Source organism: Caballeronia sp. ATUFL_F1_KS4A (assembly GCF_023630905.1).
Classification (GTDB): domain Bacteria; phylum Pseudomonadota; class Gammaproteobacteria; order Burkholderiales; family Burkholderiaceae; genus Caballeronia; species Caballeronia zhejiangensis.
The window spans coordinates 371,558-389,856 of sequence record NZ_JALQEB010000001.1 but is presented as its reverse complement, the minus strand read 5'-3'; the positions used below and the strand labels follow the sequence as shown (position 1 = coordinate 389,856).

At 63.2% G+C, this 18,299-nt stretch carries 17 protein-coding genes; 12 read left to right on the top strand and 5 right to left on the bottom strand.

Going from position 1 to position 18,299, the window contains the following annotated elements:
* Positions 1–198 precede the first annotated feature (198 nt).
* Together uvrA and NCS03_RS01850 are read left to right on the top strand one after the other, a co-directional pair.
* Complete coding sequence (uvrA, locus tag NCS03_RS01855; RefSeq protein ID WP_034470549.1) at positions 199–3,072, top strand: excinuclease ABC subunit UvrA; 2,874 nt, start codon at positions 199–201, stop codon at positions 3,070–3,072.
* A 112-nt stretch (positions 3,073–3,184) separates the two neighbouring features.
* A complete protein-coding gene (locus NCS03_RS01850; RefSeq protein WP_008351668.1) occupies positions 3,185–4,276 on the top strand; it encodes an AI-2E family transporter in 1,092 nt (363 codons plus the stop codon).
* Positions 4,277–4,328: 52 nt separating this feature from the next.
* On the opposite strand, the gene purU is transcribed toward NCS03_RS01850, so the two are convergent.
* From purU to NCS03_RS01825, 5 genes are read right to left on the bottom strand one after another with little or no spacing between them, the layout of a single operon-like run.
* The gene (purU, locus tag NCS03_RS01845; RefSeq protein WP_008351670.1) at positions 4,329–5,198 is read right to left on the bottom strand and encodes a formyltetrahydrofolate deformylase; all 870 of its coding nucleotides are present in this window, start codon (positions 5,196–5,198) and stop codon (positions 4,329–4,331) included.
* 22 nt (positions 5,199–5,220) lie between these two features.
* A complete protein-coding gene (locus NCS03_RS01840) occupies positions 5,221–6,066 on the bottom strand; it encodes an NUDIX hydrolase (RefSeq protein WP_250528688.1) in 846 nt (281 codons plus the stop codon).
* A 3-nt stretch (positions 6,067–6,069) separates the two neighbouring features.
* Complete coding sequence (locus NCS03_RS01835; protein WP_008351673.1) at positions 6,070–6,684, bottom strand: LysE family translocator; 615 nt, start codon at positions 6,682–6,684, stop codon at positions 6,070–6,072.
* 1 nt (position 6,685) lies between these two features.
* Positions 6,686–7,252 carry an adenine phosphoribosyltransferase gene (locus NCS03_RS01830; RefSeq protein WP_008351675.1) on the bottom strand — a complete coding sequence of 189 codons (567 nt, stop codon included), beginning with the start codon at positions 7,250–7,252 and terminating at the stop codon, positions 6,686–6,688.
* Between the two features lie 60 nt (positions 7,253–7,312).
* Complete coding sequence (locus NCS03_RS01825) at positions 7,313–9,310, bottom strand: monovalent cation:proton antiporter family protein (protein WP_008351676.1); 1,998 nt, start codon at positions 9,308–9,310, stop codon at positions 7,313–7,315.
* Between the two features lie 160 nt (positions 9,311–9,470).
* Between NCS03_RS01825 and kdsD the strand changes: the two genes are divergently transcribed.
* The 10 genes from kdsD to rapZ all read left to right on the top strand — a co-directional run bounded on the left by kdsD (position 9,471) and on the right by rapZ (position 18,259).
* Positions 9,471–10,454, top strand: coding sequence for an arabinose 5-phosphate isomerase KdsD (kdsD, locus tag NCS03_RS01820; protein ID WP_250480249.1), 984 nt, complete (start codon positions 9,471–9,473; stop codon positions 10,452–10,454).
* Positions 10,454–10,993: a KdsC family phosphatase gene (locus tag NCS03_RS01815; protein ID WP_034470545.1), complete on the top strand. Its 540-nt coding sequence runs from the start codon at positions 10,454–10,456 to the stop codon at positions 10,991–10,993. The genes kdsD and NCS03_RS01815 overlap by 1 nt, the downstream gene beginning before the upstream one ends.
* A 4-nt stretch (positions 10,994–10,997) precedes the next feature.
* Positions 10,998–11,600 (top strand): LPS export ABC transporter periplasmic protein LptC, encoded by a 603-nt coding sequence (gene lptC, locus NCS03_RS01810; RefSeq protein WP_008351682.1) that lies wholly within the window; start codon positions 10,998–11,000, stop codon positions 11,598–11,600.
* Positions 11,601–11,630: 30 nt separating this feature from the next.
* Positions 11,631–12,317, top strand: coding sequence for a lipopolysaccharide transport periplasmic protein LptA (gene lptA / locus NCS03_RS01805; RefSeq protein ID WP_033536543.1), 687 nt, complete (start codon positions 11,631–11,633; stop codon positions 12,315–12,317).
* 11 nt (positions 12,318–12,328) lie between these two features.
* Positions 12,329–13,096 carry an LPS export ABC transporter ATP-binding protein gene (gene lptB, locus NCS03_RS01800; protein ID WP_085955336.1) on the top strand — a complete coding sequence of 256 codons (768 nt, stop codon included), beginning with the start codon at positions 12,329–12,331 and terminating at the stop codon, positions 13,094–13,096.
* A 152-nt stretch (positions 13,097–13,248) separates the two neighbouring features.
* Positions 13,249–14,766 carry an RNA polymerase factor sigma-54 gene (locus tag NCS03_RS01795; protein WP_034470542.1) on the top strand — a complete coding sequence of 506 codons (1,518 nt, stop codon included), beginning with the start codon at positions 13,249–13,251 and terminating at the stop codon, positions 14,764–14,766.
* A 184-nt stretch (positions 14,767–14,950) separates the two neighbouring features.
* The gene (gene hpf / locus NCS03_RS01790) at positions 14,951–15,310 is read left to right on the top strand and encodes a ribosome hibernation-promoting factor, HPF/YfiA family (protein WP_008351690.1); all 360 of its coding nucleotides are present in this window, start codon (positions 14,951–14,953) and stop codon (positions 15,308–15,310) included.
* Positions 15,311–15,724: 414 nt separating this feature from the next.
* On the top strand, positions 15,725–16,180 hold the full coding sequence (gene ptsN, locus NCS03_RS01785) for a PTS IIA-like nitrogen regulatory protein PtsN (protein WP_008351691.1): 456 nt from the start codon (positions 15,725–15,727) through the stop codon (positions 16,178–16,180).
* Positions 16,181–16,354: 174 nt separating this feature from the next.
* Entirely contained in the window at positions 16,355–17,323 is a 969-nt protein-coding gene (hprK, locus tag NCS03_RS01780; protein WP_008351692.1) for an HPr(Ser) kinase/phosphatase, read from the top strand.
* A gap of 63 nt (positions 17,324–17,386) precedes the next feature.
* The gene (rapZ, locus tag NCS03_RS01775) at positions 17,387–18,259 is read left to right on the top strand and encodes an RNase adapter RapZ (protein ID WP_008351693.1); all 873 of its coding nucleotides are present in this window, start codon (positions 17,387–17,389) and stop codon (positions 18,257–18,259) included.
* Positions 18,260–18,299 lie beyond the last annotated feature (40 nt).

Sequence of the window (18,299 nt, the reverse complement as noted above, 5' to 3'; positions counted from 1 at the left end):
TTGGCCGGCAAGTCCCCGCGCCGGCCGATCGACGCGCATCCGGCCCTCGGGCTCGGGCGCTGCGCCCTTTAAAAGTCGTTATAGTAGCAGGTTTGGCCCCCTCTCTTTCCGCCCGGCAATGGCTTCGTGGCCCGTCCGGACAGATGAAAGCGCCGCTGAAAACATCCGAAAGCACCCGAAAAACGCCGGAACGAACTCGTGGAAGAAATTCGTATTCGTGGGGCTCGCACCCACAATCTGAAGAACGTCAATCTCGACTTGCCGCGCCATAAGTTGATCGTGATCACGGGGCTGTCGGGGTCGGGCAAGTCGTCGCTCGCGTTCGACACGCTCTATGCGGAAGGCCAGCGCCGTTACGTGGAAAGCCTCTCGGCGTATGCGCGGCAATTTTTGCAGCTGATGGAAAAGCCGGACGTCGATCTGATCGAAGGTTTGTCGCCGGCCATTTCGATCGAGCAGAAGGCCACGTCGCACAATCCACGCTCGACGGTCGGCACCGTCACTGAAATTCACGATTACCTGCGTCTTTTGTACGCGCGCGTCGGCACGCCGTATTGCCCGGATCATCTGATTCCGCTGGAGGCGCAAAGCGTCTCGCAAATGGTCGACGCCGCACTCGCGCTGCCTGAAGAAACCAAGCTGATGATCCTCGCGCCGGTCGTCGCGGATCGGAAGGGCGAGCACGTCGAGCTGTTCGAGGAAATGCAGGCGCAGGGTTTCATCCGCTTTCGCATCCGCTCGGGCGGCGGCACGGCGAACGAAGGCGTCGCGAAAATCTACGAAGTCGATTCGCTGCCGAAGCTCAAGAAGAACGACAAGCACACGATCGACGTCGTGATCGACCGTCTCAAAGTGCGGCCGGACATGAAGCAGCGCCTCGCGGAATCGTTCGAAACCGCGCTGCGTCTCGCCGACGGCCGCGCGATCGCGCTCGAAATGGACACCGAAAAGGAGAAGCTCTTCAGCTCGAAATTCGCGTGTCCGATCTGCTCGTATTCGCTGCCGGAACTGGAGCCGCGTCTTTTCTCGTTCAATAATCCGATGGGCGCGTGCCCGGAATGCGACGGTCTCGGACAGATCACGTTCTTCGATCCGAAGCGCGTGGTCGCGCATCCGTCGCTGTCGCTCGCGGCGGGCGCGGTAAAGGGCTGGGACCGGCGCAATCAGTTCTATTTCCAGATGCTGCAGAGCCTCGCGGCATTCTACGAATTCGAAATCGACGCGCCGTTCGAGGATCTGCCCGAGAAAGTGCGCAAGATTCTTCTGTACGGCTCGGGCAAGCAGGCGATTCCGTTTTCGTACATTAACGAGCGCGGGCGCGCGTCGGTCCGCGAGCATGCGTTCGAAGGCATCATCCCGAATCTGGAGCGACGCTATCGCGAGACCGATTCGGCGGCGGTGCGCGAAGAACTCGCGAAATACCAGAACAATCAGCCGTGCCCGGCGTGCGAAGGCACGCGTCTGCGGCGCGAAGCGCGCTTCGTGAAAGTCGGCGCAGAAGAACAGGCGCGCGGCATCTATGAAATCAGCGGCTGGCCGCTACGCGATGCGCTCGGCTATTTCCAGACGCTGCGTCTGGAGGGCGCGAAGGGCGAAATCGCCGACAAGGTCATCAAGGAAATCGTCGCGCGGCTCTCGTTCCTGAACAACGTCGGGCTGGATTATCTGTCGCTGGAACGCAGCGCGGAGACGCTTTCGGGCGGGGAGGCGCAGCGCATCCGGCTCGCGTCGCAGATCGGCTCCGGCCTTACGGGCGTGATGTACGTGCTCGACGAGCCGTCGATCGGCCTGCATCAGCGCGACAACGACCGGCTGATCGACACGCTCAAGCATCTGCGCGATATCGGCAATTCGGTGATCGTCGTCGAGCACGATGAGGACATGATCCGCATGGCCGATTACGTCGTCGACATGGGACCGGGCGCGGGCGAGCACGGCGGCGTGATCGTCGCGCAAGGCACGCCGGTGCAGGTGCAAAAGGACGCGAATTCCATTACCGGGCAGTATCTGTCCGGCAAGCGCACGATCAGCTATCCCGCCGAGCGCACCGCGCCGGACGAGCGCATGCTGCGCATCGTCGAGGCGTACGGCAACAATCTGAAGCGCGTGACGCTCGATTTGCCCGTCGGACTTCTGACCTGCGTGACGGGCGTGTCAGGCTCTGGCAAGTCGACGCTCATCAACGACACGCTGCAGCACGCGGTCGCGCAGCATCTGTACGGCTCGGCGACGGAGCCCGCACCGTACGAGTCGATCGAAGGTCTCGAACACTTCGACAAAGTGATCGCCGTCGATCAGTCGCCGATCGGCCGCACGCCGCGCAGCAATCCGGCCACTTACACCGGACTGTTCACGCCCATCCGCGAACTGTTCGCAGGCGTGCCGGCGGCGAAGGAGCGCGGCTACGACCCCGGCCGCTTCTCGTTCAACGTGAAGGGCGGCCGCTGCGAAGCCTGTCAGGGCGACGGCGTTCTGAAGGTAGAAATGCACTTTTTGCCGGATGTCTACGTGCCCTGCGACGTGTGTCACGGCAAGCGCTACAACCGCGAGACGCTGGAAGTCCAGTACAAGGGCAAGAACATCAGCGAAGTGCTGGACCTGACGGTCGAGGCCGCGCACGAGTTCTTCAAGGCGGTGCCGGTGGTGGCGCGCAAGCTGAAAACGCTGCTCGACGTCGGTCTCGGCTATATCCGGCTCGGCCAGTCCGCGACGACGCTATCGGGCGGCGAGGCCCAGCGCGTCAAGCTTTCGCTGGAACTGAGCAAGCGCGATACCGGTCGGACGCTATATATCCTCGACGAGCCGACGACCGGTTTGCACTTCCACGACATCGCGCTTTTGCTCGAAGTGATTCATCGATTGCGCGATCAGGGTAATACTGTCGTAATCATCGAGCATAATCTCGACGTAATCAAAACCGCCGACTGGGTCATCGATCTCGGTCCGGAAGGCGGCGCCGGCGGCGGGCAGATCATCGCCCAGGGGACGCCGGAGCAGGTTGCGAAGTCGAAGGCGAGCTTTACCGGCAGATATCTGGCACCCTTGTTGCAACGAGCCAAATCGGCGGCCTGATTCACGGCGCCGGTCTGGCTGCCGAAGCGCTGTCAGCCGGACCGTCGAAATGCGCCGCGCGCGCCGCGGCACGAATAACCGTCGTACGCAGCAGGGGAAAAGGAACGCAGTCATGGCGAAGCGCAACGAAGCGGCCAACGAGGAAGCGCGTGTACGGGACCTGCCCACGCGCCACGTCAGGCTGACGAGCGACATGAGCTTGCCGAAGCTGTCGGCGGTGGAGATCGGCAGCTACGTCCTTGCGCTGCTGGCGCTGTATCTCACGCTCAGGCTGCAATTGCTCGGCGGCCTGCTCGCCGGCATGCTGGTTTTTCAGCTTACGCACATGATCGCGCCGCTGATCGAGCGGCATGTGGTCAGCCGGGGCGCGCGTCTCATCGCGGTCGGGCTGATTTCGGCGATCATCGTCGGCGGGCTGACGGGCGCGACCATCGCCACCATCGAACATTTCGAGCGCGACTTCCCGAGCGTCCAGAAATTGCTCGATCAGCTGATGAGCATCACGTCGAGCGCGCGGCTGTCCGTGCCCGACTGGCTCGCGAATTACCTGCCCGTGGACACCGTGCAGATGAAGGACAAAGCCACCGAGCTGATGCACAAGCACGCCGAGATGCTCCAGCAAGGCGGCAAGGAGATGGCGCGCGGCTTCGGTCATATCGTAATCGGCATGATCGTCGGCGCGATTATCGCGGTGAGCGCGCCGCGGGCGACGCACCATCGGCTGCCGCTTTCCACCGCGCTCGTCGCGCGCGTGTCGCGCTTCTCCGATGCCTTCCGCCGCATCGTGTTCGCGCAAATCAAGATTTCAGCGATCAACGCAGTCTTCACCGCGCTCTATCTTCTCGTCGCACTGCCGCTCTTTCACGAACGGCTGCCGCTTTCGAAAACGCTCGTGCTCGTCACGTTCATCGTCGGGCTGCTGCCGGTGATCGGCAATCTCATTTCGAACACGATCATCGTCGGCATTTCGCTGTCGGTGTCGTTCGGCACGGCGGTCGCGTCGCTCGCGTTCCTGATCCTGATCCACAAGCTCGAATACTTCCTGAACGCGCGCATCATCGGCGGGCAGATCGAGGCGCGCGCGTGGGAACTGCTACTCGCGATGCTCGCAATGGAAGCCGCGTTCGGCATTCCCGGCGTCATCGCCGCGCCGATTTTCTACGGATATATCAAGCGCGAGCTGATTTATCTGCGGCTCGTCTGAGCGTAAAAAAGCCCGCCTGAACCGGCGGGCTTTGTCTTTCCGAAAGCGCGATCTAGCGGAACACGACCGTCTTGTGTCCGTTGAGCAGAATGCGATGCTCGGCATGCCACTTCACCGCGCGCGCGAGCGTCACGCATTCGACGTCGCGGCCGATCGCCGTCAGTTGATCCGGCGTCATGTTGTGATCGACGCGCTCCACTTCCTGCTCGATGATCGGGCCTTCGTCGAGATCGGACGTGACGTAGTGCGCGGTCGCGCCGATCAGCTTCACGCCGCGATCGAACGCCTGATAGTACGGCTTCGCGCCCTTGAAGCTCGGCAGGAACGAGTGATGAATGTTGATCGCGCGTCCCGACAGCTTCGCGCACAAATCCGGCGACAGAATCTGCATGTAGCGCGCGAGCACGACGAGATCGGTGTCGTGCTGATCGACGATTTCCATTACGCGCGCTTCCTGCGCGGCCTTCGCTTCGGACGTCGCGTTGAGCAGCGGAAGATGATGGAACGGGATGTCATAGCTCGCCGCGAGCTGATAAAAATCCTTGTGATTCGAGATGATCGCCGGAATCTCGATCTGCAATTGCCCGGTGCGATAGCGGAACAGCAGATCGTTCAGGCAATGGCCAATCTTCGACACCATGATGACGACGCGCGGCTTGACCGATGCGTCGTGCAGTTCCCAGCGCATGCCGAATTCATCGGCGAGATCGCTGAACGACTTGCGCAGCGCGTCGAGGCCCGGATCGCCGCCGACTTGCTGGAAATGCACGCGCATGAAGAACTCGCCGGTGCGGCTGTCGCCGAACTGCGCGGAATCGAGGATATTGGCGCCGAGATTGAACAGGAAGCCCGACACGGCATGCACGATTCCCGGCCGGTCCGGGCACGACAACTTCAGATAAAAACTATGTTCGGTCGACATGACCTTTCCTCGTTCGGTTCTTTCAAATTTGCGGCGCTTCGAACAGCGCGTCGATGCCTTCGCACGCGTCTTCGTCGATCCACTGATGACGCAGCATGCAATCGAGCGTCGCGAGACTCGCATCGACGGTGAGCTTGCCCTCTTCGATCCAGCGCGCGACGTCCTCGATGCGCGCAAGGCGATGCTCGCCGACTTCGCCGTCCTGATTGTGCGGCGCGAAATCGGGCGGCAGGGAGACGTCGTACACGAAGATCTGCTCGGCCTGCGTGCCTTCCGGAAGCGACTGAAGCACATGAAACGTGCGGCCGGGCGTCGCCGTCGAAGCGAGTTCGGCGCTCATGCCCGCCTCTTCCCAGCATTCCTTCACGAGCGTCGGCATGAGTGCGAAACCCCAGCCGATGCCGCCCGCGACGACGTTGTCGAGCATGCCGGGATCGGTCGCCTTGGTGTCGCTGCGGCGCGCGATCCACAACTGCGGCGCCTTATCCCGGTATTTTACGATGCCGTTCAGATGCACCGCGTAGGTCATCGTGCCGAAGAAGCGCGACGCCGCACGCTCGATGAACGCGAGCGGCGCGGCGTCGAAGCCGTTGCGGATCGCGTAGGTTTCGTCGCGCCAACCGGGAATCTTGCCTTCGGCGAAAAACGCGCCGATGACCGCGCCAAGCGCGGCGCTGCGCGCGTTCACATCGGCGAGCGCCGCGTGCAGGCGAACCGAAGCGGCGTCGATCACGAAGACGTCCGGCCAGCGGCGCAGCGCGTCGACGTCGGATCGGCGAATCCAGCCGACGCGTTCATCGCCGATAAAGAACGGTAGGTGCGCGGCGGCAACGAAGCGGCGTGCGGCAACGATCGAAGCGAGCGGCATCTCTCAGTCCTTGAGCGCGACGCGAATGCCGAGCGCGATGAACGTGACACCCGCGAGCCGGTCGAGCCACACGCCCACGCGCGGACGGCGCTTCAGCCACGCGCCGATCATTCCCGCGCCGATGCCGAAAAGCGAAAACACGACGACCGTCTGCAGCATGAAGAGCGCGCCGAGTTCGAACATCTGCAGCATCACGCTTTGCGCGCCGTGCGGATCGACGAACTGCGGCAGGAACACGATGAAGAACAGCGTCACTTTCGGATTCAACATGTTGCCGATCACGCTCTGGCGGAACACGGTCGTAAGCGGCTGGCTCGGGCGCGCGTGCGCGGTCGCGAGGCCGTGGCTGCGCAGCGCCTTGATGCCGATCCACACGAGATACGCCGCGCCCGCCAGTTTCACCGCCTGAAACGCCATCGGCGACGAACGCAGCAGTGCTGCAACCCCGAGCGCCGCGAGCGTCGTATGGAAGATCACGCCGAATGCGAACCCGCACGCCGCGACCACGCCCGCGAGCCGTCCTTGCGAAATGCCGCGCGCGAGCACCTGAAGATTGTCCGGCCCCGGCGCGACGGTGATCGCGACGGAAGCCGCGAGAAAGAGCAGAAAGTTGGGCATGTCAATGTCCGGCGAATTCGCACACGGTATAAAGCGGCACGCCATTTTCGCGCAGCAGTTTCGAGCCGCCGAGATCCGGCAGATCGATGATCGCCGCCGCCTCGACTACTTGCGCGCCGAGCCGCTCCAGCAGGATCTTGCCGGCCATCATGGTGCCGCCGGTCGCGACGAGATCGTCGACGATCACGACGCGGTCGCCCGGCTTGCACGCATCCTCGTGAATCTCGACGGTCGCGCGGCCGTATTCCAGCTCGTACGACTGTTCGAGCGTCTTGTACGGCAGCTTGCCCTTCTTGCGGATCGGCACGAAACCGAGGCTCAGCTCGTACGCGAGAATCGGCCCGATGATGAAGCCGCGCGCGTCCATGCCGGCGATCACGTTCACGTTTTCGTCGATATAGCGCTGCACGAACAGGTCGATCAGCATGCGCAGCGCCTTGCGGTCTTGCAGGATGGTCGTGATATCGCGGAACTGCACGCCGGGCTGCGGCCAGTTATCGACGGTGCGCACGCGCTCCTTGATGAAACGCGCGGCGTCGAGCTGGGCGTGCGAGGGGGTAATGGACATGACTTCTCCGGAGTCCGCGCCGTGAGGCCGCGCGTTCGCCTTGGTGACAAAAGAGGGAAGCTAGGCTGCCCGGCGATTGCGCGAGAGCCGTTCCTCGGCTTGCGCCAGCACTTCGGGCAGGCCGCGCAGCACGACGATATCGTTCGCGCGCAGCTTGGTTTCGGGGTCCGGTGCGACGCCCCGGATGCCGTGGCGCCGGATCGCGGTCACTTCGACACCGTTGCCGACGAGTCCGAGATCGTCGAGCGAATGCCCGACGGCTTCGGAATTTGCGTCGATGGGTACGGATTGTAGCCGGACCTGCTCGTGGCCATCGTCGTCGTCGACGTCGTCGGCGCCGTGGAAATAGCCGCGCAGCAGGCTATAGCGCGCATCGCGCATTTCCTCCACGCGCCGCACGACGCGGCGCATCGGCACGCCCATCAGGACGAGCGTGTGCGATGCGAGCATCAGGCTGCCCTCGACGATCTCCGGAATCACTTCCGTCGCGCCCGCCGCGGTGAGCTTTTCGAGATCGGCGTCGTCGACGGTGCGCACGATCACCGGCAAAGTCGGCGCGAGTTCGTGGATGTTGTGCAGCACGCGCATCGCGGACGGCGTGTTCGCGTACGTGATCGCGACCGTCGCCGCGCGATGCAGGCCCGCCGCGAGCAGCGACTCGCGCCGCCCGGCATCGCCGAACACGACCGATTCGCCCGCCGCCGCTGCCGCCGCCACGCGATCCGGGTCGAGATCGAGCGCGACATACGAAATGCCCTCTTGCTCCAGCATGCGCGCGAGGTTCTGTCCGGCGCGGCCGTATCCGCAGATGATGACGTGGCCGCTCTGCTTCAGGCTCTGCGTCGCGATTTTCGTCATTTGCAGCGATTGCAGCATCCATTCCGTCGACGAGAGCCGCAGCACGATCCGGTCCGCGTTCTGGATGATGAACGGGGCGGCGAGCATCGAGAGCAGCATCGCGGAAAGAATGGCTTGCAGGATCGTGGAATCGACGAGATGCGAATCCAGAATCAGATTCAGCAGCACGAAGCCGAACTCGCCCGCCTGCGCGAGACCGAGGCCCGTACGCATCGCGACGCCCGGCGTCGCACCGAAGGCGCGCGCGAGACCGGTGATCATCACCGCCTTGAGCAGGATCGGCACGACGAAAAAGCCGAGCACGAGAAACGGATGCTCCCAGATCACGCGCGGATTCAGCAGCATGCCGGTCGTCACGAAGAACAGACCGAGCAGCACGTCGCGGAAAGGCTTGATGTCCTCTTCCACCTGATGCCGATACGGCGTCTCCGCGATCAGCATGCCCGCGATGAACGCGCCGAGCGCAAGCGACAGACCGAACTTGTCGGTGATGAACGCCGCGCCCAGCGTCACGAGCAGCAGGTTCAGCATGAACAGCTCTTGCGAGCGGCGCCGCGCGACGAGGTCGAACCAGCGCGTCATGAACTTCTGGCCGATGAAAAGCAGCACCGTCAACGCGATGACGATTTTCACCGCGGCGATGCCGAGCCACATCGCGAGCTGCGACGACTGGCCGTTGCCGAACGCCGCGATGATGATGAGCAGCGGCACGACCGCCAGATCCTGAAACAGCAGCACGCCGAAGATGTTGCGGCCGTGCTCGGATTCGAGCTCGAGCCGCTCGGCGAGCAGTTTGCTGACGATGGCGGTCGAGGACATGGACATCGCGCCGCCGAGCGCGAAGCTCGCCTGCCACGACATGCCGATCCAGAAATTGGCGATCCAGCCGAAGATCATCGCGAGCGCGATGGTCGCACCGACCTGGCTCGCGCCGAGTCCGAACACGATGCGCCGCATCGAGCGCAGCTTCGAGAGCGAAAACTCGAGCCCGATGGAGAACATCAGGAACACGACGCCGAATTCGGCGAGATGCTGCGCGCGGTCGGTGTCCGGCGCGATGCCCGCCGCGTGCGGCCCGACGATGATGCCGACCGTCAAATAGCCGAGCATCGGCGGCAGGTTGAAATAGCGAAATACGACGACGCCTGCCACGGAGCAGAGCAGCAGCAACAGCGTCATTTCGAGCGGAGAAATCGGCATCCGACTAGCGTCCTCGTTCGTCAGCGTTCCGAGGCGCGTAAATCGGGCGCTCCGGCATCTTAAAAAGGCCCCTGACGACAGGGCTTGCGGGGGCGGATAGACGGCGGCGCACCGGGCTCCGTAGGGGGCGGCCCGGAATCGCCTTTGCTATACTCCGCGCATGATAGCGAAAATCAATGGCGACCGGGCGCTGGCGCTGGCTCGCAACGTAATTCAGATCGAAGCCGACGCCGTTCGCGGGCTCTCCGAACTCCTCGACGACAACTTCACGAACGCGGTCGAAACGCTGCTCGGCTGCCGCGGCCGCGTGGTCGTCTCGGGCATCGGCAAGTCGGGCCACGTCGCGCGCAAGTTCGCCGCGACGCTCGCCTCCACCGGCACGCCGGCGTTCTTCGTGCATCCGGCCGAAGCGAGCCACGGCGACCTCGGCATGGTCACCGCCGACGACATCTTCATCGCGCTGTCGAACTCGGGCGAAACCGAGGAGCTCGTCGCCATTCTGCCGCTCATCAAGCGGCTTGGGGCAAAGCTGATCGCGATCACCGGCCGTCCCGAATCGAGTCTCGCGCAACTGGCGGACATGCATCTGAATGCACGCGTCGAAAAGGAAGCGTGTCCGATGAATCTCGCGCCGACGGCCAGCACGACCGCCGCCATGGCGCTCGGCGATGCGCTCGCCGTAGCCGTGCTCGACGCGCGCGGCTTCGGTCCCGACGACTTCGCGCGCTCGCATCCGGGCGGCGCGCTCGGGCGGCGCCTGCTCACCTATGTGCGCGACGTGATGCGCGTAGGCGACGAAGTGCCGGTCGTTTCGCTCGACGCAACCGTTGCGGACGCGCTCTTCCAGATCACCGACAAGCGCATGGGCATGACCGCGGTCATCGACGAAAATCGTCACGTCCACGGCATTTTCACCGATGGCGACCTGCGCCGCATCCTGCAGCGCGACGGCGATTTCCGCGCGTTGAAACTCGCCGATGTCATGACCCGTGATCCGCGCACGATTGCGCCGGATCATCTCGCGGTCGAAGCCGTGGAACTGATGGAGCGCTTTCGCATCAATCAGATGCTAGTCGTGGACGCCGATGCGACGCTGATCGGCGCACTGAACATGCACGACCTCTTCTCCAAGAAGGTAATCTGATGGCGCAGAAGCCTCTCACCGCCGCCGAACGCGCGAGCCGTCTGAAGCTGATGGTGTTCGACGTCGACGGCGTTTTCACCGACGGCAGCCTCTATTTCACCGCCGAAGGCGACGCGATGAAGTCGTTCAATTCGCTCGACGGCCACGGCGTGAAGATGCTGCAGTCGGTCGGCGTGCAGACGGCGATCATCACGGGACGGCAATCGGGCATCGTCGCGGCGCGCGCGCGCGAACTGGGCATCACGCATCTCTATCAGGGCGTCGGCGATAAAACCGTCGCGCTCGCCGAACTTCTCGAAGCCACCGGCATTCCGGCCGACGAATGCGGCTACATGGGCGACGACTGGCCGGATCTCGCGGTGATGCGCCGCTGCGGCTTTGCGGCCGCGCCCGCGAACGCGCATCCCGAAGTAATTCAGCGCGTGCACTGGGTCGCGGAAGCGCGCGGCGGCCACGGCGCCGTGCGCGAAGTCTGCGACGCGATCCTGCGCGCGCAACATCGCTACGACGAACTGCTCGCCGCAGCGCTCGGAGGCTGAGGCCATGCCGCGCCCCGGAAAGCTCGCCTCGCTCCTGCCGCTTCTCGCGGTGGCGGCGCTGGCCGGCATCACCTACTGGCTGCTGCAGGCCACGCTGCCTCCAGCACAGCAGGCGCCCGCGCCCGAGAAGCGCCACACGCCCGACTACTTCGCCAACAACTTTTCGGTTTCCGAGCTCGACGCCACCGGCACGACGCAATATCGTCTGACGGCGAAGTCGATGGTGCATTACGAAGACGACGAGATCAGCGAGCTCACGCTGCCCGCGATGCGAATGTTCCAGCCGATGAAGCCGACCGTCACGGCGACGGCCCAGCGCGGCACGGTCAATGGCGACGTCTCGATCGTCGATCTCTACGACGACGCGCGCATCGTGCGCGCGGCCGGTTACGGAGATCCGCAGATGCAGGCGGATTCCCAGCATTTTCGCGTGCTGGTGAACGACGATGTCATCGAAACGGAAAAACCGGTTAGACTTCAGCGCGGCCCGTCGGTGATGACGGCCTCTGGCATGAACTACAACAACGTGACCCGGGTGATGAAGCTGTTCGGTAACGTGCGCGGCGCGATCGCAGCCACGGATATCAACGGCGGTTCGTCCAAGTAATCCCGGCACTCCCATCCGAATTGTGACTGCATGAACGAAAGGTTCCCTCGTCCCGATGGCGGCCCTGCGCGCGCAATGCTCGCGCGCCGTGCCACGCACGCCGTGCGGGCCGGGCTCGCTGCCGCCCTGACCATCGCGGTCGCGCTGGCCGCGCTGCCGGCGCACGCCGAAAAGGCCGACCGCGACAAACCGCTCAACATCGAAGCGGACAACATGTCGTACGACGATCTCAATCAGAAGAACATCTTCACCGGTCACGTAGTCGCGACGAAAGGCACGATCGTGATCAAGGCCGACCGCGTTGAGGTGACGCAAGACCCGCAGGGTTATCAGTACGCCACCGGCACGTCGACCGGCAACAATCTCTCGTATTTCCGCCAGAAGCGTGACGGTCTGAACGAGTACATCGACGGCAACGCGGTGCGAATCGATTACGACGGCAAGAACGACTTCACGAAGCTCACGACGCGCGCGGTCGTGCGCCGCCTGCAAGGCCTGACGACCGTGCAGGACGAAGTGCACGGCAGCGTGATCACCTATGACGGCCAGAAGGACTTCTACACGGCGAGCGCGGGCAAGGACCAGGCCGGACCCGGCAATCCGAGCGGCCGCGTGCGCGCGATGCTCGCGCCGCGTTCAGGCGGCGCCGCGCCGCTGAACGGTTCGCCTGCCACGCTTTCTCCGTCGAATACCATTCAAGGAACGCCGCAGCAGTGAATTCGCCCGCCATGCCCCACCGTAAGCCGGAAGGCGAGTCGAGTTCGCTCGTCGTCCGCAATCTGAAGAAGCGTTACGGCTCGCGCACCGTGGTGAAGGACGTGTCGCTCGATGTGAAGAGCGGCGAAGTGGTCGGGTTGCTCGGCCCTAACGGCGCGGGCAAGACCACGTCGTTCTATATGATCGTCGGCCTCGTGCCGCTCGATGCCGGCGAAATCGATCTCGACGGCAACTCGATCAGCCTTCTGCCCATCCACCAGCGCGCGCACCTCGGCCTGTCGTATCTGCCGCAGGAAGCATCGGTGTTTCGCAAGCTCACTGTCGAGCAGAACATCCGCGCGGTGCTGGAACTGCAAACCGATGCGTCGGGCAAACGCCTGTCAAAAGACGCCATAACACAGCGCGCCGAAGCCTTGCTCGACGAGTTGCAGATCGCGCATCTTCGCGAGAATCCGGCGCTGTCGCTGTCGGGCGGAGAGCGCCGTCGCGTCGAGATCGCGCGGGCGCTCGCGACCAACCCGAGCTTCATCCTGCTCGACGAACCCTTCGCGGGCGTCGATCCGATCGCGGTGCTGGAAATCCAGAAAATCGTGAAGTTTCTGAAGCAGCGCAACATCGGCGTTTTGATTACCGACCATAACGTGCGCGAGACGCTCGGCATTTGCGATCACGCGTACATCATCAGCGACGGCACCGTGCTCGCGGCGGGCGCGCCGAGCGAAATCATCGAGAACGAAAGCGTGCGCCGCGTCTATCTCGGCGAGCATTTCCGCATGTGAGCGCACCGTCGCAAAGGCCGCATTGATAGTGCGCCGCATCATGCGAAAGTTGCAAACTTACGTGCCGCCCCCGTGGGCGGCATGCGCTTTTTTGGAATCCCCGCGAGGTTTCGCGCGCGTGGCAAACTCTCTACAATGATTAAAACTTTGCCATGAAAGCCAGCCTCCAACTCCGCCTCTCGCAGCATCTTGCGCTGACCCCGCAACTTCAGCAGTCGATCCGGCTGCTGCAGTTGTCGACGCTCGAACTGCAGCAGGAAGTCGCGATGGCCATCGCTCAGAATCCGCTGCTCGAGAACGACGACGACTGGATTGCGAGCCCTTTGCGCGTCGCCGCGGACGGTTCGCTGATCGCGGCGCCGGCCACATCGAGCGCGCCGCCCGATTCGATGATGAGCAACGGCTCCACGTCGAGCAGTTCCAGTTCCGAGCGTTCGGAAAACAGCGAGCCGCAAGGCGTCGACGAGTACAACGGCCTGGGCTCGGACAGCGGTCAGGACTCGAGTTCATGGAATCTGGAAGACTACGGCCGTTCTAACAACGCTTCCGACGACGACGATCTGCCGCCGCTGCAAATCCACGAATCGACCACGACGCTGCGCGACCATCTGACGGCGCAGTTGCGCATGACCGCGGCGAATCAGCGCGATCGGGCGCTCGTCACGTTTCTGATCGAGTCGCTGGACGAGGACGGGTATCTCACGGCATCGCTCGACGAAGTCCAAACCGATCTTCCCGAAGAACTCGAAGTCGATCTCGACGAACTGAGCGCGGCACTCGCGTTGCTGCAGAGTTTCGATCCGCCCGGCGTGGGCGGACGCTCGGCATCGGAATGCTTGAAACTGCAGTTGCTGCGGCTCGATGGCTCGCCAACGCGCACGCTGGCGCTCGAGATCGTCACGAATCATCTGGAATTGCTCGCCGCGCGCGACTTCACGCGCCTGCGCAAACAGTTGAAGGCAAGCGACGACGCCCTCCGGGACGCACATTTGCTCATCAAGTCGTTGGAGCCGTTTCCGGGCGCGGCGTATGGCAAGAGCGAAGCAGACTACGTCGTTCCGGACATTCTCGTGCGCAAGACGTCGGGCGGCTGGACGGCTGAACTCAACCCGGAGATCGTGCCGAAGCTGCGCATCAACCATTTGTACGCGAACATCCTGCGCAACAATCGCGGCGATCCGGGCAGCGGTTCGTTGCGTCAGCAGCTTCAGGAAGCGCGCTGGCTCATCAAGAACATTCAGCAGAGGTTTGAGACGATCCTGCGTGTCGCGCAGGCAATTGTCGAGCGTCAGAAGAACTTTTTTGCACATGGCGAAATCGCCATGCGCCCCTTGGTTTTGCGGGAGATTGCTGATACGCTGGGTTTACACGAGTCGACGGTTTCTCGTGTGACCACAGGCAAGTACATGCTCACCCCATTCGGGACGCTTGAATTTAAGTACTTCTTTGGATCGCACGTTTCGACCGACACAGGAGGCGCGGCATCGTCAACGGCGATCCGGGCCCTCATCAAGCAACTGATAGGAGCGGAAGACCCCAAAACTCCTCTTTCAGACAGCCGCATCGCCGAACTGCTGGCGGAACAAGGATTCGTGGTAGCGCGGCGCACCGTAGCCAAGTACCGCGAAGCCCTCAAGATCCCGGCAGTGAATCTGCGCAAGTCTCTATGACCCGTCTCTGTAGTCCATCGCGTGTTGCGATGGGCGTTTACCGGCCGCAACGCGAAAGCGCGGACGTGCCGGCCGATGCGCCCCGTTTGTCAAGCGCGCCAGGATGACGCGCCGGCGGGACACATTGCCGACCGGTATCGGACGAGCCGACGTGGCCTAGCGGCCATTAGCTTGGAGAGCAACTATGAATCTGAAGATCAGTGGACACCACCTCGAATTGACGCCTGCGTTGCGCGAGTATGTGATCACGAAACTGGACAGGGTGCTCCGTCATTTCGATCAAGTGATCGACGGCAACGTGGTCCTCTCGGTCGACAATCATAGGGAAAAGGAAAAGAGGCAGAAGGCGGAAATCAACCTGCACCTGAAGGGCAAGGACATTTTCATCGAGAGTTGTGACGCTGATATGTACGCGGCCATCGACCTGATGGTCGACAAGCTGGATCGGCAGGTCATCAAGCACAAGGACAAGATCCAGGGCCACGCCCATGAGTCCGTGAAGTACCGCGGCGAGTCGCATGAGATGGAAGCGCCGTCGCCGTGAGCATGAAGCACGGCATGCACGAAGTCTGATCGCCGGATGACAGCAAAACCCGCCGCCACAGGACGGCGGGACTGATTGGAGGGAGTCCTCGAATATCCGGAAACGATGGATCGGCGCATGCACCGAACCGAAGCCGCCCCGACTGGCGGCTTTTTTGTTGGATTTCTGCCGCTAGGTGATACAAGCCATTGATTTTCAGGGCTTTGTCCTGCACATTGAATTGAAAACCGTGCCATTGCGCGGCGCACCATCGGGCAGTGCCCTGTTCTATAATGGTCCGGTAATTTTCGGGGTCGCACGACAGGCACGCTGCAGGCAACGCCGCCAGCGCACTTTCCGTTTCACCATCGCCGTGAGCGCTTTCAGACAGCTGCCACGATGAGGAGCTATCAGGCCACGCTTTCGCCTGCCAACATGAATCGTTTAGCCAAATTTCTTCCCATCGAGAACGTGGTTCTCGGACTGTCCGTTACCAGCAAGAAACGCGTATTCGAGCAAGCGGGCCTGATTTTCGAGAACCAGAACGGCATCGCTCGCAGCACCGTCACCGACAATCTCTTCGCGCGTGAGCGCCTCGGCTCGACCGGCCTCGGCGAAGGCGTCGCCATTCCGCACGGCCGCATCAAGGGGCTGAAGCAACCGCTCGCCGCCTTCGTGCGTCTCGCCGAACCCGTCGCGTTCGAATCCCCCGACGGCCAGCCGGTCTCTCTGCTCATCTTCCTGCTTGTGCCCGAACAGGCGACGCAGCAGCATCTTGAAATTCTGTCGGAGATCGCCCAACTGCTCTCCGACACCGAGGCGCGCGAGCGTCTGCACAAGGAAGAAGATCGTGACGCGCTCTATCAGGTGCTCACGCAATGGCAACCGTAATAGCCACCCGAACATAGCGTTGCGCGTCCGTGCCGCCTCCGCGCCGGGCGCGCCTCGCTTACGCAAGGCTTCTGGGGCACAATCGGTCAAACGCAGCGCCATGCAGCGTATCGAAGCGACCCGCTTCGTCGTGACGCAAAGGCTGCTCCCGGCTTCCAACGGAGTTCCGGTCTCATGGATACGTCCAGCATCAACGCCCAAAGCATTTTCGACGACAACGCCGCCGCTCTTAAGCTCAGCTGGCTCACCGGGCATGAAGGCTGGGAACGCGGCTTTTCGAGCGAGACGGTCGCCAACGCGACGTCGAGCGCCGACCTCGTCGGTCACCTGAACCTGATTCACCCGAACCGTATCCAGGTGCTCGGCGACGCCGAGATCAACTACTACCAGCGCCAGTCCGACGAAGACCGATCGCGCCACATGGCCGAGCTGATCGCGCTCGAGCCGCCGTTTCTAGTCGTCGCGGGCGAAGTGGGCGCGCCGCCGGAGCTCGTTCTGCGCTGCACGCGCTCGTCGACGCCGCTCTTCACGACGCGCATGTCGGCGGCGGCCGTTATCGACAGCCTGCGCGCGTACATGTCGCGCATTCTCGCGCCGCGCGCGACGCTGCACGGCGTGTTCATCGACATCCTCGGGATGGGCGTGCTGCTCACCGGCGACTCCGGTCTCGGCAAGAGCGAGCTCGGTCTGGAGCTCATCAGCCGCGGCCACGGACTCGTCGCCGACGACGCCGTCGATTTCGTGCGCCTCGGCCCCGATTTCGTCGAAGGCCGCTGTCCGCCGCTGCTGCAAAATCTGCTCGAAGTGCGCGGCCTCGGACTGCTCGACATCAAGACGATCTTCGGTGAAACCGCCGTGCGCCGGAAGATGAAGCTCAAGCTGATCGTGCAACTCGTGCGCCGGCCGGACGGCGAATTCCAGCGCCTGCCGCTGGAAAGCCAGACCGTCGACGTGCTCGGCCTGCCGATCAGCAAGGTGACGATTCAGGTCGCCGCGGGCCGCAACCTCGCCGTGCTGGTCGAGGCCGCGGTGCGCAACACGATTCTGCAACTGCGCGGCATCGATACCTTGCGCGACTTCATGGATCGCCAACGCCTTGCGATGCAGGATCCCGACAGCCAGTTTCCCGGCAAGCTGATCTGAGCGCGCGCCGAAACGAATCGGGCGCAGGTGCTAAGCTTAGGAAAAGCGAATTTCCCGAGACCCATGCGTATCATCCTGATCACCGGCATCTCCGGTTCCGGCAAGTCCGTTGCGCTGAACGCGCTTGAAGACGGCGGCTACTATTGCGTCGACAACCTGCCGCCGCGCTTTCTGCCCGAACTCGCCGACTATCTCGCGAAAGAAGGCCAGACGCGCCTCGCCGTCGCGATCGACGCGCGTTCGAGTCTCTCGCTCGATGAAGTGCCGTCCATCATCGACAAGCTCTCGAAGGACTTCGATCTGCGCGTGCTGTTCCTCAACGCGAGCACGCAGTCGCTGATCCAGCGTTTCTCCGAGACGCGCCGGCGTCATCCGCTGTCGGGCCCGCCGATGCGCGAAGCCGATGTCGGCGTGCTGAACTCGCTCGCCGAAGCGATCGAACGCGAGCGCGAACTGGTCGCGGGCCTCGCGGAATACGGCCATCAGATCGACACGAGCAATTTGCGCGCGAACGTTCTGCGCGCGTGGGTCAAGCGCTTCGTCGAAACCGACGCCGCCGACCTCACGCTGATGTTCGAATCGTTCGGCTTCAAGCGCGGCGTGCCGCTCGACGCCGATCTCGTCTTCGACGTCCGGACGCTGCCCAATCCGTACTACGACCGCGAATTGCGCCCGTTCACGGGCCTCGACAAACCGATCATCGATTTCCTCACCGCGCAGCCGCTGGTCGGCGAGATGATCGACGATATCGGCGCGTTCGTCGGCAAATGGCTGCCGCGTTTTCGCGACGACAACCGCAGCTATCTCACTGTCGCGATCGGCTGCACGGGCGGCCAGCATCGCTCGGTGTTCATCGCGGAGGCGCTCGCCGCGCGCTTTTGCGAGACGGCGAATGTGATCGTGCGGCATCGTGACGCGCCCATCCCCGCCGGGTAGCGCGATCCACACGCGAACCTGATCGCCGCGCCGGCGGTCC

Excerpts from the sequence above, each read along its gene's own strand:
- NCS03_RS01850 (WP_008351668.1), top strand. The coding sequence starts at position 3,185 with ATGGCGAAGCGCAACGAAGCGGCCAACGAGGAAGCGCGTGTACGGGAC.
- purU (WP_008351670.1), bottom strand. The coding sequence starts at position 5,198 with ATGTCGACCGAACATAGTTTTTATCTGAAGTTGTCGTGCCCGGACCGG.
- NCS03_RS01840 (WP_250528688.1), bottom strand. The coding sequence starts at position 6,066 with ATGCCGCTCGCTTCGATCGTTGCCGCACGCCGCTTCGTTGCCGCCGCG.
- NCS03_RS01835 (WP_008351673.1), bottom strand. The coding sequence starts at position 6,684 with ATGCCCAACTTTCTGCTCTTTCTCGCGGCTTCCGTCGCGATCACCGTC.
- NCS03_RS01830 (WP_008351675.1), bottom strand. The coding sequence starts at position 7,252 with ATGTCCATTACCCCCTCGCACGCCCAGCTCGACGCCGCGCGTTTCATC.
- NCS03_RS01825 (WP_008351676.1), bottom strand. The coding sequence starts at position 9,310 with ATGCCGATTTCTCCGCTCGAAATGACGCTGTTGCTGCTGCTCTGCTCC.
- kdsD (WP_250480249.1), top strand. The coding sequence starts at position 9,471 with ATGATAGCGAAAATCAATGGCGACCGGGCGCTGGCGCTGGCTCGCAAC.
- NCS03_RS01815 (WP_034470545.1), top strand. The coding sequence starts at position 10,454 with ATGGCGCAGAAGCCTCTCACCGCCGCCGAACGCGCGAGCCGTCTGAAG.
- lptC (WP_008351682.1), top strand. The coding sequence starts at position 10,998 with ATGCCGCGCCCCGGAAAGCTCGCCTCGCTCCTGCCGCTTCTCGCGGTG.
- lptA (WP_033536543.1), top strand. The coding sequence starts at position 11,631 with ATGAACGAAAGGTTCCCTCGTCCCGATGGCGGCCCTGCGCGCGCAATG.
- lptB (WP_085955336.1), top strand. The coding sequence starts at position 12,329 with ATGCCCCACCGTAAGCCGGAAGGCGAGTCGAGTTCGCTCGTCGTCCGC.
- NCS03_RS01795 (WP_034470542.1), top strand. The coding sequence starts at position 13,249 with ATGAAAGCCAGCCTCCAACTCCGCCTCTCGCAGCATCTTGCGCTGACC.
- hpf (WP_008351690.1), top strand. The coding sequence starts at position 14,951 with ATGAATCTGAAGATCAGTGGACACCACCTCGAATTGACGCCTGCGTTG.
- ptsN (WP_008351691.1), top strand. The coding sequence starts at position 15,725 with ATGAATCGTTTAGCCAAATTTCTTCCCATCGAGAACGTGGTTCTCGGA.
- hprK (WP_008351692.1), top strand. The coding sequence starts at position 16,355 with ATGGATACGTCCAGCATCAACGCCCAAAGCATTTTCGACGACAACGCC.
- rapZ (WP_008351693.1), top strand. The coding sequence starts at position 17,387 with ATGCGTATCATCCTGATCACCGGCATCTCCGGTTCCGGCAAGTCCGTT.